The sequence below is a fragment of the Nitratireductor sp. GZWM139 genome, assembly GCF_030068685.1.
Taxonomy (GTDB): Bacteria; Pseudomonadota; Alphaproteobacteria; order Rhizobiales; family Rhizobiaceae; genus Nitratireductor; species Nitratireductor aquimarinus.
In genome coordinates this window covers 26,925-39,383 of the sequence record NZ_JAMQML010000009.1, presented here as the reverse complement: position 1 = coordinate 39,383, position 12,459 = coordinate 26,925, and the positions used below count along the sequence as shown (strand labels likewise).

11 protein-coding genes are annotated in these 12,459 nt (G+C 63.1%); 6 read left to right on the top strand and 5 right to left on the bottom strand.

From position 1 onward, the window contains the following. The first annotated feature begins 29 nt into the window (after nucleotides 1-29). On the top strand, nucleotides 30-503 hold the full coding sequence (locus NDI72_RS12455; RefSeq protein ID WP_283800667.1) for a low molecular weight protein-tyrosine-phosphatase: 474 nt from the start codon (nucleotides 30-32) through the stop codon (nucleotides 501-503). On the opposite strand, the gene thpR is transcribed toward NDI72_RS12455, so the two are convergent. Together thpR and NDI72_RS12445 are read right to left on the bottom strand one after the other, a co-directional pair. Continuing rightward, nucleotides 452-1,051, bottom strand: coding sequence for an RNA 2',3'-cyclic phosphodiesterase (gene thpR, locus NDI72_RS12450; RefSeq protein ID WP_113156087.1), 600 nt, complete (start codon nucleotides 1,049-1,051; stop codon nucleotides 452-454). The two genes, NDI72_RS12455 and thpR, sit on opposite strands and share 52 nt — an antisense overlap. A gap of 79 nt (nucleotides 1,052-1,130) precedes the next feature. Beyond that, nucleotides 1,131-1,802, bottom strand: a complete 672-nt coding sequence (locus NDI72_RS12445) for an arylesterase (protein ID WP_283800602.1) — start codon at nucleotides 1,800-1,802, stop codon at nucleotides 1,131-1,133. Between the two features lie 80 nt (nucleotides 1,803-1,882). On the opposite strand from NDI72_RS12445, the gene NDI72_RS12440 reads away from it, so the two are divergent. From NDI72_RS12440 to NDI72_RS12425, 4 genes are all read left to right on the top strand, one after another. Next, nucleotides 1,883-2,584: an ABC transporter ATP-binding protein gene (locus NDI72_RS12440; protein WP_113153547.1), complete on the top strand. Its 702-nt coding sequence runs from the start codon at nucleotides 1,883-1,885 to the stop codon at nucleotides 2,582-2,584. A gap of 11 nt (nucleotides 2,585-2,595) precedes the next feature. Beyond that, nucleotides 2,596-5,145, top strand: coding sequence for an ABC transporter permease (locus tag NDI72_RS12435; RefSeq protein WP_283800601.1), 2,550 nt, complete (start codon nucleotides 2,596-2,598; stop codon nucleotides 5,143-5,145). A gap of 257 nt (nucleotides 5,146-5,402) precedes the next feature. Beyond that, nucleotides 5,403-6,143 carry a Bax inhibitor-1/YccA family protein gene (locus NDI72_RS12430; RefSeq protein ID WP_113153546.1) on the top strand — a complete coding sequence of 247 codons (741 nt, stop codon included), beginning with the start codon at nucleotides 5,403-5,405 and terminating at the stop codon, nucleotides 6,141-6,143. A gap of 90 nt (nucleotides 6,144-6,233) precedes the next feature. After that, nucleotides 6,234-6,806 carry a GNAT family N-acetyltransferase gene (locus NDI72_RS12425; protein WP_283800600.1) on the top strand — a complete coding sequence of 191 codons (573 nt, stop codon included), beginning with the start codon at nucleotides 6,234-6,236 and terminating at the stop codon, nucleotides 6,804-6,806. Nucleotides 6,807-6,927: 121 nt separating this feature from the next. Here the strand turns inward: NDI72_RS12425 and NDI72_RS12420 are convergent, their stop codons facing one another. The 3 genes from NDI72_RS12420 to acnA form a co-directional block, all read right to left on the bottom strand. Then, on the bottom strand, nucleotides 6,928-7,311 hold the full coding sequence (locus tag NDI72_RS12420) for a DUF2794 domain-containing protein (protein WP_113153544.1): 384 nt from the start codon (nucleotides 7,309-7,311) through the stop codon (nucleotides 6,928-6,930). Nucleotides 7,312-7,938: 627 nt separating this feature from the next. After that, entirely contained in the window at nucleotides 7,939-8,703 is a 765-nt protein-coding gene (locus tag NDI72_RS12415) for a DUF1223 domain-containing protein (RefSeq protein WP_113153543.1), read from the bottom strand. Between the two features lie 163 nt (nucleotides 8,704-8,866). After that, nucleotides 8,867-11,560: an aconitate hydratase AcnA gene (gene acnA, locus NDI72_RS12410; protein WP_206545629.1), complete on the bottom strand. Its 2,694-nt coding sequence runs from the start codon at nucleotides 11,558-11,560 to the stop codon at nucleotides 8,867-8,869. Between the two features lie 280 nt (nucleotides 11,561-11,840). On the opposite strand from acnA, the gene ccmA reads away from it, so the two are divergent. Then, complete coding sequence (gene ccmA, locus NDI72_RS12405) at nucleotides 11,841-12,455, top strand: heme ABC exporter ATP-binding protein CcmA (RefSeq protein WP_432443003.1); 615 nt, start codon at nucleotides 11,841-11,843, stop codon at nucleotides 12,453-12,455. The last annotated feature ends 4 nt before the right edge of the window (nucleotides 12,456-12,459 follow it).

The following is a 12,459-nucleotide window of genomic DNA, read 5'->3' as shown; positions in this document are numbered from 1 at the left end:
TGTCACTTCCGGATGATAGCGCCATGAGCATGAACGCAAAGCCCCGCACATCGATCCTCTTTGTCTGCCTCGGCAATATCTGCCGTTCGCCGCTTGCCGAAGGCGTGTTTCGCAGCGTCGTTGCGGAAAAGGGCAGGGAGGATGCGTTTCTCATCGATTCGGCTGGCACCGGCGCCTGGCATGCGGGCAATGCGCCCGATCCGCGCTCGGTGGCGATTGCCCGTGATTTCGGCGTCGACATCACCGGTCAGCGGGCGCGTCAGGTGGCGGCGGAGGATTTCGACCGCTTCGACCTGCTGCTCGGCATGGACCACAGCAATGTCCGCACCCTGCGCGAGCGCGCGCCTGCCGGAGCGGCGGACCGGGTTCATCTCTTTCTCGATTATGCGGGCGGGCGCATGATCGACATTCCCGACCCCTATTACGGGGGCGATGACGGCTTCGCGTCCGTCTACCAGACGATCCGCGAAGCCTCGGAAGCGCTGTTGTCCAGGCTCGACTGACGGTCATAGTCCGCGCCGACCAGTGGCCAGGCCTCTTCGATCACATAGGGGCCGCCGCCGACGGAAGCGCGTGACGACATCAGCACGAAACGCCCCACGGTGAACGGCACCGAAGCGAAATTGCCGCGCGCCGAAAGATAGTGCGCCACCTCATGCGGATTGGCGTTCTTGAGGCGGGCGAGCGTCACATGCGGCGTGAATTTGCGGGGATCGGGCGGCAGTCGCAGCCGCCGGCAAATGCTCTCTATCTCGCCCTGCAGGGCGTAGAGATCCGGCGAGGCGGAAACGCCGGCCCAGATGGAGTGCGGCTTCTTCTGTCCGAAGGCGCCGACGCCGGAGAGCTTCATGGTGAAAGAGGGACGCCGAACCCGATCAAGCGCATTGGCGATCTCGTCGGCCGTATGGCCTTCCACATCGCCGAAGAAACGCAATGTCAGGTGATAGTTTTCGACGTCGATCCAGCGAGCTCCTGGAAGACCCCCGCGCAGGAGTGACAACGACAAAGCCGCGTCACGCGGGATCTCGAGGGCGGTGAAAAGTCGCGGCATGGCAACCTCCTCGAATCGAACTGTCGCCATCAGCGAATCACTGATCGCCAGTCTCGGCAAGCGGTTTTTGCCGCGCTTTTTAGGCGTCGTCTTCCTGATGCGCTTCGATCACATCGCGAATGGTTGGCAGCATGCGTTCGACCATGCGCCTAACCCCTTGTGGGTTCGGGTGCATTCCGTCTTCCAGAAGCAGCGACTGTTCCGCCGCCACGCCATCGAGAAAGAAGGGGATAAGCGTTACGTCATGCTTCTCGGCCAGCCGTTTGAAGATCGGGTTGAAGGCGGACGCGTAGTCCTCGCCCAGATTGGGCGCGGCCATCATGCCCGCCAGAACCACCCGCTGCCCGCGCTCATCCAGCTTGGCGATCATCCGGTCGAGGTTCTCTTCCGTTGAAGCCGGCGGGATGCCGCGCAGCATGTCGTTTGCGCCGAGTTCCAGGATCACGATGTCGGTGCTCTCGGGGATGGACCATTCGAGCCGCGAAAGCCCGCCGCTGCTCGTGTCGCCGGAAACGCCGGCATTGGCCACCTTCACCGCATAGCCTTCCGCCTTCAGCGCATCCTCGAGCTGTTCGGGAAAGGATTCCCCCGGCGCAAGGTTGTAGCCGGCCATGAGGCTGTCGCCGAAACCGACGATTTCGACCTGGTTTGCAAGCGCTGCGGGAGCCGTGACAAGCGCGAGCGTCACCGCCGCTGCGGCCGATGAAATTTTTGTGAACTGGCCGAAAGATCGAAAAAATTTGAATGCCATGCGGGATAACCCATATTTGCCGGAACCGTGCAATTGTACGATCCCAGCGCCATTTTTTCCCAATATAGGATATCTTTTCCGTGACAGAAGCCGTGATCGAACTTGAGAATGTGTCGCTGACGCTGGGTGAGGGCGCTTCCTCGGTCCATGTTCTCAAAGGGGTCAGCCTGTCGGTGGAGCGTGGCCGCTCGACCGCCATCGTCGGCCCGTCCGGCTCTGGAAAATCAACGCTTCTGATGGTCATCGCCGGGCTGGAGCGCATTGATGGCGGCACGGTGCGTGTCGGCGGAACGCAGATCAACGGACTCAGTGAAGACGCCATCGCCGCCTTTCGCGGCCGCTCCATCGGCATCGTCTTCCAGTCCTTCCACCTCATCCCCAACATGACGGCTCTCGAGAACGTGGCCGTGCCGCTGGAACTGGCGGGCCATCCCGACCCGTTCGGCGCGGCGGAGGAAGAGCTGGCCGCTGTCGGTCTCTCGCAGCGCCTTACGCATTATCCCGGCGAGCTCTCCGGCGGCGAACAACAGCGCGTGGCGATTGCGCGTGCGCTGGCCCCCGGACCTGCCATCCTGATTGCCGACGAACCCACTGGCAATCTTGACCAGGCGACGGGCCGGCAGATTGCCGACATGCTGTTTGCCAAGGCGAGCGAACGCGGCACATCGCTGGTGCTCGTCACGCATGACCCGGCCCTTGCCGCCCGCTGCGAACGCCAGGTGGCGATGCGCTCGGGCCGCATCGAGCCTGCAGCCGAGGCCGAAAAGGCTGCAATGGCATGAGGGCCGGCGACATGAGTTTTGGCCGAACCCTGCGCCTTGCCTTCCGTTTTTCCCTCCGTGAAATGCGCGGCGGCCTGTCCGGCTTCTTCATCTTCCTTGCCTGTATCGCGCTGGGTGTCGGCGCGATTGGCGGCGTCAATTCGGTCGCCCGCGCGATCACCGGGGCGGTGGAGACGGAGGGGCAGTCTCTGCTCGCTGCCGATCTGCGCTTCGAGCTGAACCAGCGCCGTGCGGGTGAAGATGAGCGCGCGTTCCTCACCGGTCTCGGCGATGTTTCCGAAAGCGCAAACATGCGCTCCATGGCTCGTCTGCCCGACGGTTCCGATCAAACGCTGGTCGAGGTCAAGGCGGTGGACGGCCTCTACCCGCTCTATGGCGAGCGCGTGACCGAGCCGCAGCTTTCGCATGACGATCTCTTTGCCGCAGTGGATGGTGCATTCGGCGCTGCCGCTCCGGCATTGCTGTTTGAACGTCTCGGCATTGCGCCCGGCGACCGCATTATGCTCGGCGGCCAGCCGATCGAGCTGCGGGCCGTTTTGACCACCGAGCCCGATGCTGTCTCGGACGGTTTCGGTTTCGCGCCACGGCTGATGATCTCGCTTGATGCGCTGGAAGCGACGGGCCTCATCCAGCCGGGCAGTCTGGTCGAGCATGTCTACAAGGTGCGGCTTGTCGGCGACACCGATGCCGCTGCGCTGGAGGCCGCGCAGGCGCAGGCCGGTGCAGAGTTCCCCGAGGCCGGCTGGAGCATCCGCACACGCAGCAATGCCGCGCCCTCGCTTTCCCGCAACATTGAGCGGTTTTCTCAATTCCTCACCCTTGTGGGCCTGACGGCGCTGGTGGTCGGTGGTGTTGGCGTGGCCAATGCCGTGCGCGCCTATCTCGACAGCAAGCGCGCCGTCATCGCCACCTTCAAGAGCCTCGGCGCATCGGGCGCGTTCGTCTTCACGGTCTATCTGGTGCAGATCCTGATGATCGCCGGGATCGGCATTCTTGCCGGTCTGGTGATCGGCGCGCTGATGCCGTTCGGCGCATCGGCCGTGCTTTCCAGCGTGTTGCCGGTGCCGGCCACGGGCGGGTTCTATCCGGCAGCACTGGCCGTGGCGGCGCTGTTCGGCGTCATGATCACGCTGGTCTTCGCGCTCATGCCGCTTGGTCGTGCGCGCGATGTGCCGGCGACGGCGCTGTTCCGCGAAATGGGTGTCGATGGTCGTGGCTGGCCGCGCGCCGTCTACATCCTCCTGTCCATGGCCATCGCTGCCTCGCTCGCCGGTTTCGCCATCTGGTTCTCCGATGACCGGCGCATGGCGGCGGTGTTCGTCGGTGCGACGGTGTTTGCCTTCATCGTGCTGCGCGTGGTGGCGCTCGGCATCGAGTGGCTGGCGCGCCGCAGTCCGCGTGTTGCGTCCACCCCCTTGCGTCTGGCGCTTGGCAACATCCATCGCCCCGGCGCGCTCACGCCCTCGGTCGTTCTCTCGCTGGGGCTTGGCCTGACGCTGCTCGCCACGCTGGCGCTGATCGACGGCAATCTGCGCCGGCAAATTACCGGCAATCTGCCGGAGGTCGCGCCGAACTTCTTCTTTGTCGACATCCAGAGTGGTGAAGTGGAAGCCTTCGCCGATCTGGTGAGCGAGCAGGCGCCCGACGGCAAGCTGATCCAGGTGCCCATGCTGCGTGGCCGCATCACGGCGCTCAATGGCGTCAATGTGCGCGACATGGAGATCCCGCCGGAGGGCGGCTGGGTGCTGCGCGGCGATCGCGGCATTACCTATGCCCGCAACGCACCGGAAAATTCCACCCTGACCCAGGGCGAATGGTGGCCGGCCGATTATGAAGGCGAGCCGCTGGTTTCCTTCACGGCGGAGGAGGGCGGCGAGCTCGGGCTCAGGATCGGCGATACGATCACCGTCAACGTGCTGGGTCGCGATGTCACGGCGCGGATCGCCAATTTCCGCGCGGTCGAGTGGGAATCGCTCGCCATCAATTTCGTGATGGTGTTCTCGCCCAACACGTTTGCCGGTGCGCCGCATGCATGGCTCGCCACGCTGACGGATGCCGAGGCAACGCAGGCCGACGAATCACAGATCCTCAACGCGGTCACGCGCAGCTTCCCGACCGTGACCACGGTGCGGGTCAAGGATGCGCTCGATGTGGTGAACCGGCTGGTCGAGCAGCTGGCGACCGCCATTCGCGCCGCCGCCGCCGTGGCGCTGATCGCCTCGGTTCTGGTGCTTTCGGGCGCGCTGGCGGCTGGAAACCGGGCGCGGGTCCATGATGCGGTGGTGCTGAAGACGCTGGGCGCGACACGGCGCACGCTGATCGCGGCCTTCTCGCTCGAATATCTGCTGATCGGTCTGGCGACAGCGGTGTTCGCGCTGCTTGCCGGCGGTGTCGCGGCATGGTTCGTTGTTGCGCAGGTCATGGGCCTGCCATCGAGCTTCCTGCCGGAGGTGGCTTTGACCACCATTGCGGTGGCGCTCGTCCTGACCGTCGGCTTCGGCCTGATCGGCACCTGGCGGGTGCTTGGGCACAAGGCGGCTCCGGTTCTGCGCAATCTCTAAAGCGAGAGACTCTGAAACAGCGGGGCGGCCTTTGGGCCGCTTCCGGCAGCCTCAGGCATGAAAAAGCGTTAACCGTCCCGCCGGGGAAGCGCTTTTTTTGCCCGCGAAGTGTTGCCGCATCTGCATTTCTGGGCGTTTCAGGTCTTGTCGTCAGCTTAAACTGACATCATATTTGCATTACGCATGCTGGTATCCCGCCAGCGGCGCACGGTCGTATGGCCGTCACCCGACGGGATTAAAGCCAGAAAGGGATAATTATGGCTGACCTTCGTAACTATCAGGCCCGCGCAACGCCCGGCGTACGCGCGGACGCGGCCATCGACGAGGGCCTGCGCGCCTACATGATTCGCGTCTACAACCTTATGGCGCTTGGCCTGGCCATCACCGGTCTTGCAGCCTTTGGTGCATTCAATCTCGCCATCGCGGATGGCCAGCTGACCGCATTCGGCCAGCTCATCTACGCCAGCGCCTTCCGCTGGGTTGTCATCCTCGCACCGCTCGCGCTGGTGTTTTTCCTCAGCTTCCGCATTCAGAACATGAGTGTCGCGGCTGCGCAGACGACATTCTGGGTCTATTCGGGCCTCGTGGGTCTTTCCCTGTCGACGATCTTCCTCGTCTACACGGGTGAGAGCATCGTCCGCACCTTCTTCATCACCGCCGCATCGTTCGGCGCGCTGTCGCTCTGGGGTTACACGACCAAGCGTGACCTCTCGGGCATGGGCTCGTTCCTGTTCATGGGTCTGATCGGCATCATCATTGCCTCGATCGTGAACATCTTCCTCGGCTCGTCCGCGCTGCAGTTCGCCATCTCGGTGATCGGTGTGCTGGTGTTCGCCGGCCTCACGGCTTACGACACCCAGCAGATCAAGGAGATGTACTACGAGGGCGACGACGCCACCGTGTCCGGCCGCAAGGCAATCATGGGCGCCCTGCGTCTCTACCTCGACTTCATCAACCTGTTCATGTTCATGCTGCAGTTCCTCGGCAATCGCGAGTAGCGGGCGCAGGACTTTGAACGACGATACGAAAGGGCGGCTCTCGGGCCGCCCTTTTCTTTGATCCGGTTTCCCAAAAGGCGTTTTTGCTCCATGCCGCTCACCATCCGCCCCGCCAGTCTCGATGACGCGCCCGCCATCACCCGCATCTACGCCCATGCCGTGAACGAAGGCACGGCAAGCTATGAGCTTGATCCGCCGGGCGAGGCCGGGATGCGTGAGCGCATGAGCGTGCTCCTCGGCAGCGGCTATCCCTATCTGGTGGCGGAGGAGGAGGGAGCGCTGCTTGGCTACGCCTATGCGGGGCCGTTTCGCCCGCGCCGCGCCTATCGCTTCATGGTGGAGGATTCCGTCTATCTCGACCCGCAGGCGCAGGGGCGCGGTATCGGCCGCACTCTGCTCGAAGCGCTGGTCGAGGCATGCACGCAGTGCGGGTTCCGCCAGATCGTTGCGGTCATTGGCGATGGCTCGGAAACCAGCGCTTCGGTCAAGCTGCACCGGGCCATGGGGTTCGAGGATGCCGGGGTGCTGCGCGGCAGCGGGTTCAAGCATGGCCGCTGGCTCGACACGGTGTTCATGCAGCGCACGCTGAATGGGGGAACGAACACGCCACCCGATCCTCAATCGCTCCCCGAGCGGCTGTTTCGCGGTGAGGCTGTGGGCTGACCAAAGGGGGGCTGACCCAAGGGGGCTGACCAAGGGGTGGCAGACCGGGGGGGCAGACGGCCATGCGTCCCGGCGGACGCACAAAGGCGATCCAGACCAGCGATGCTCCAGCCGGCTTTGCTCAGGTGACCAGCTTGAGCTTCTTGTCGAACACGGCGAGCACCCGCGTCAGTTCGTGCCCGCGCTTCAGGATCGCGCCGGTGGCCGCAACCACACTGTATGCGCCCTGCTTGCGCGTGAGCTTGGGGTCTTTCACGATCTGGAAAAGGGGCACTTCGCTGGTGCGCCGGAAAACGGAGAAGATGGCCCGGTCCTTCAGGTGGTCGATTGCATAATCGCGCCACTCCCCGGCGGCGACCATGCGCCCGTAGATGCGAAGAATCTGGTCCAGTTCGCGCCGGTCGAAGGTTACGGGAAGGCTGGAGCGCGCACGGCGCTCTTCATGCAGCGGGATCAGTATCCCGGAGCTGTCCCTATCCTCCCCGGCGCTGCCGTAATCGCTCATTGGCTAAACCTCATGACGATTTGGTGACACGAAAGGTTCGCCCGCCATAGCCGGAAATGCAAGCCCTGCATTCCTTCCCGGCTTACGATCGAGATTGTCCAGAGGCATCGGGGCAACCGAAAAACCGGTCTCCACTGTCTCGGTCCGATGCTCAGGCCGCGCGGGATAGGTTGGAAAAGCCTGTTAACCTTTCTTGATGCCGTGCTATATTCGGAGTGGTTAGACCATCCCCGACATTTTGCCGACGCATGTTTTGTGAACCTGCAAGCCACTATCGTTAGCCGGTAGTCACAAATCGGGACCGTTTGTCGGAATTGGTGATGACGTGCCTTTTTCTCGACACATTTTGTCCAAGCTCACGCCCCATTGTGCCGCGACGATCCGACCGTTGCCTGAGACGGTTCGGTCCGGACACGGATCCCGAAAACCCCAAGCCCCCCCGCCCTCGGGGTCATGACCGGATCGAACCAACTCGGATCTCCGAGCCGGGCAACGGTCCCAAAAGATCAAAACCGGTGCTGAATGATTCAGCACCGGTTTTTCTTTTGGGACCACCGGGTTTTTTGACTTACGGGGTTGGCTCACGGGGTGCCCATGGTTGGTTCATGGGGTGCCCATGCTTTTGGTTCATGGGGTGATTGCGACAGCGCCGAGGATGGCGCCCGGCCTTCCTTCCCTGTCGACGCGCTGGAGAAGCAGCGCGCAGCCATTGCCTTTCTTCACCAGCTCGCTCTTGGGCATTTCGAAGCTCTTGGCCGTTCCGTCCCACATGCCGATTGTCTGGATCTGGTTCACCGCGTTGCGATATTCGATGGTGCGGCCCCGGTTCTCTCCGGCGCGGATCTCCACCGTCGCGCGTGGCGCAAAGTCGACAAAGACCAGATGCGCGTCGAGCAGCTCGTTGCCCGCGTCGCCGCGAAATGCGCCGACTTCGACGAGAATGGTGTCGCCCCTGTCCTGAAGCGACAGATCCACCTGTAGCCCGTCCGGCGTGCCGGCCATGCTGTCGAGCGATGCGGTGACCCTGCTCCGGTCCGCACCGTTCATGTCGGTGCGGCCATTCACGATCATCTGTGGCGTGTAGACGGAGGCTTTCTGGAGAGAGCGCGCGTAGTTCTTCTGCCGCGCGGTGTTCGCGGCGCTGCCAAGCGCATCGCGCCAGCCCAGATAGTCCCAGTAATCGACGTGATAGGCGAGGGAGATGACGTCATCCCTTTCCGCCAGTTCGCTGAGCAGCGCATCCGCTGGCGGGCAGGAGCTGCAGCCCTGACTGGTGAACAGCTCGACCACACCGACCGGGCGCGCCATCTCCTGGGCGCCGGCAATGCCGGTAAGGGCGTAGAAGCCTGCAACCGCCGCCAGCAGCTGGCGGCGCGTGGTGAGCCAAGTCATCTGTACTCCGTTCGGAAACTGAACCCGATCCTGTTTTCAGGCACTATAGGTGGCGGGCGGGCTCAACAAGAAGTCACGTTCCGGTGAGGAAATGCAGCCGGAAACAAAAAAGACCGCCGGCGTTTCCGCCGACGGTCTGTCTCAGGCAGGTGGCAGACCTGGATTATGCAGCCAGGTCGCGCAGCACGTACTGCAGGATGCCGCCATTCTTGAAGTACTCTAGCTCGTCGAGCGTATCGATGCGGCAGAGCAGCGGAACCTCTTTCACCGAACCATCGGCAAAGGTGACCTTGGCGTTGACCTTGGCGCGGGGCTTGAGCGTCTCAAGACCCTCGATGCTCACCGTCTCGTCGCCCTTCAGGCCAAGCTTCTCCCAGCTCGTCTCTTCAGCGAAGACGAACGGGATGACGCCCATGCCCACCAGGTTGGAGCGGTGGATGCGCTCGTAGCTCTCTGCGATCACGGCGCGGACGCCGAGCAGGTTCGTGCCCTTGGCAGCCCAGTCGCGCGAGGAGCCATTGCCGTATTCGCCACCGGCGAACACCACCAGCGGAACACCTTCCTTGCGGTACTCCATGGCTGCGTCGTAGATCGACATCTCTTCCTTGGAAGGATAGTGGATCGTGTAGCCGCCCTCGGTGCCGTTCTCGCCCAGCATGTGGTTGCGGATGCGGATGTTGGCGAAGGTGCCGCGCATCATGACTTCATGGTTGCCGCGACGCGTTCCGTACTGGTTGAAGTCGACAACGCCCACGCCATTGTCCATCAGGTACTTGCCGGCTGGCGACTGTGCCTTGATGGAACCGGCCGGCGAGATGTGGTCGGTGGTGATCTTGTCGCCGAACAGGCCGAGAATGCGCGCACCCTCGATGTCCGTCACCTTGCCGGTCGACTTGGTCATGCCGGCGAAGTAGGGCGGGTTCTGAACATAGGTCGACGTGTCGTCCCATGCGTAGGTCTCGCCTTCCGGCACCTGCACGGCCTGCCAGTTCTCGTCGCCCTTGAAGACCTCTGCGTACTTCTTCTCGAACAGGTCGCGGGTAACGTTCTTCTGGATGAACTCCTGGATCTCCTGGTTGGAGGGCCAGATGTCCTTCAGGAAGACGTCATTGCCGTCCTTGTCCTGACCGATCGGCTCCTTCGTCAGGTCCTTGGTCACCGAGCCGGCGAGCGCATAGGCGACGACCAGCGGCGGCGAAGCCAGGTAGTTGGCCTGCACGTCAGGCGAAATACGGCCTTCGAAGTTGCGGTTGCCGGAGAGAACGCCGGCAGCGATCAGGCCCTTGTCGTTGATGGTCTTGGAGACCGGGGCCGGAAGCGGGCCGGAGTTGCCGATGCAGGTCGTGCAGCCGAAGCCGACGAGGTTGAAGCCGATCTGGTCGAGCTCCTTCTGCAGGCCGGCATTCTCCAGATACTCGGCAACCACCTGCGAGCCGGGGGCGAGCGACGTCTTCACCCAGGGCTTCTGCTTGAGGCCCAGGCGGTTGGCGTTGCGGGCCAGAAGGCCGGCGCCGATCAGCACGCTCGGGTTCGAGGTGTTGGTGCAGGAGGTGATGGCGGCAATCGCCACGTCACCATGGCCGAGGTCGTAATCCTCGCCTTCAACCTGCCAGCGCTGTTCCAGCGTGGACGGGTCTTTCTTGTATTCCTTCTCAAGCGATTCGGCGAAGCCGGATGCGATGTTCTCGAGCGGAATGCGGCCTTCCGGACGCTTCGGGCCGGCCATGGACGGCACGACTTCGCCGAGGTCGAGCTCGAGCGTGTCGGTGAACACCGGATGCTCGGTGCCCGTCTCGCGGAACATGCCCTGCGCCTTGGAGTATGCTTCCACGAGCGCGATGCGCTCCTTGGAGCGGCCGGAGACGTTGAGGTAGTTCAGCGTTTCCGAATCAACCGGGAAGAAACCGCAGGTCGCGCCGTATTCCGGACCCATATTGCCGATGGTTGCGGCGTCCGCCAGCGTGAGGTGGTCGAGGCCTTCGCCGAAGAACTCGACGAACTTGCCGACAACGCCTTTCTTGCGGAGCATCTGCACGACGGTCAGCACCAGGTCGGTTGCCGTCACGCCTTCTTTCAGCTTGCCGGTCAGCTTGAAGCCGATGACTTCCGGCAGGAGCATGGAGACCGGCTGGCCGAGCATGGCCGCCTCTGCCTCGATGCCGCCCACGCCCCAGCCGAGAACGCCCAGGCCGTTGATCATCGTGGTGTGCGAATCGGTGCCCACGCAGGTGTCCGGATAGGCAATCGTCTTGCCGTCCTCTTCCTTCGTCCAGACGGTCTGGCCGAGATATTCGAGGTTCACCTGGTGGCAGATGCCGGTGCCGGGCGGAACGACGCGGAAGTTCTTGAACGCGTTCTGACCCCATTTGAGGAAGCGGTAACGCTCGCCATTGCGCGCATACTCGAGTTCCACGTTGCGGTCGAATGCCTTCGGCGTGCCGAACTCGTCGACGATGACCGAGTGGTCGATGACCAGATCGACGGGCACCAGCGGGTTGATCTTCTGCGGGTCGCCGCCGAGCGACACCATGGCGTCGCGCATGGCTGCCAGATCGACCACGGCGGGAACGCCGGTGAAGTCCTGCATCAGCACGCGGGCCGGGCGGTAGGCGATCTCGTGGCCGGCCGTGCCGCGGTCGTCGAGCCATGCTGCGACTGCTTCGATGTCGGACTTGGTGACCGAGCGTCCGTCCTCGTTGCGCAGCAGGTTCTCGAGCAGCACCTTCATCGAGAAGGGCAGACGGGAAATGCCTTCAAGACCGTTCTTTTCGGCCTCTTTGAGGTCGAAATAAACATACTCTGCATCCCCAACCTGGAGGGTGCGGCGGCAATTGAAACTGTCAAGTGATTTGGTCACGGGCGATCCTATCCTGTTCTGCTATCCGAAACGGGAACGGACTCCTCGAGGCATCACGCGCAAAAGGTGCGGGTACGGTCATTTCCGCTGTCCGCCCCCAAGCGTCCCGGCCGTTCAAGGCGGCGCGCGCGCGGGGTATCGGCACAAAGAGTTACACGCCGACCGCTGGCGTGGTTGAGGCGGATATAGAGAATTTTGTAGAAGAGTTCTAGAGTGGGAAACGGCAAATCTGCCGCGTCGTGAAAAAATCAGGAATACACCCTTGCCGAAGGATGAAGACATGATGCGGCTCGCCGCCGAAAACGTGAGTGGCGAGCGGGGCGGTGAAACCGTGTTCTCCGGCATATCCTTCGTGCTCGAAGCCGGCGAGGCGCTGACGGTGACCGGGCCGAACGGCGCGGGAAAGTCGACATTGCTCCGGGTGCTCTGCGGCCTTTTGCCCATGGCGGAGGGCGCGGTGTCGTTTTCCGGCGGTGGCGACGAATTTCCCGATGCCGGTGCGGCCTGCCACTATCTCGGCCACCGCAATGCCATGAAGGCGGAACTTGGCGTCGAAGAGAATCTGCGCTTCTGGCAGGATTTTCTGGGGCATCCGCATCTTTCGCCCTTCGAAGCGCTGGAAATGGTCGGGCTCGGTGATATCGGCCATCTGCCCTTCGGCTATCTCTCCACCGGCCAGCGCCGGCGCGCCTCCATTGCCCGGCTTCTCGTCAGCTACCGGCCGGTCTGGCTTCTGGATGAACCCACTTCCGGCCTCGACAAGGCGTCTGAAGCCCAATTTGCCGAACTGATGGGCGTGCATCTGGAAGATGGCGGGCTGATCGTGGCCGCCACCCATCTGCCGCTCGGCTTGACCGGCGCGCGCGAATTGCGCATGGGGCAGGTTCAGGCATGAGGAC

Bases quoted from the DNA above. Each gene is read 5' to 3' on its own strand.
- NDI72_RS12455 (WP_283800667.1), top strand. From the start codon at position 30: ATGAACGCAAAGCCCCGCACATCGATCCTCTTTGTCTGCCTCGGCAAT.
- thpR (WP_113156087.1), bottom strand. From the start codon at position 1,051: ATGCCGCGACTTTTCACCGCCCTCGAGATCCCGCGTGACGCGGCTTTG.
- NDI72_RS12445 (WP_283800602.1), bottom strand. From the start codon at position 1,802: ATGGCATTCAAATTTTTTCGATCTTTCGGCCAGTTCACAAAAATTTCA.
- NDI72_RS12435 (WP_283800601.1), top strand. From the start codon at position 2,596: ATGAGTTTTGGCCGAACCCTGCGCCTTGCCTTCCGTTTTTCCCTCCGT.
- NDI72_RS12430 (WP_113153546.1), top strand. From the start codon at position 5,403: ATGGCTGACCTTCGTAACTATCAGGCCCGCGCAACGCCCGGCGTACGC.
- NDI72_RS12425 (WP_283800600.1), top strand. From the start codon at position 6,234: ATGCCGCTCACCATCCGCCCCGCCAGTCTCGATGACGCGCCCGCCATC.
- NDI72_RS12420 (WP_113153544.1), bottom strand. From the start codon at position 7,311: ATGAGCGATTACGGCAGCGCCGGGGAGGATAGGGACAGCTCCGGGATA.
- NDI72_RS12415 (WP_113153543.1), bottom strand. From the start codon at position 8,703: ATGACTTGGCTCACCACGCGCCGCCAGCTGCTGGCGGCGGTTGCAGGC.
- ccmA (WP_432443003.1), top strand. From the start codon at position 11,841: ATGATGCGGCTCGCCGCCGAAAACGTGAGTGGCGAGCGGGGCGGTGAA.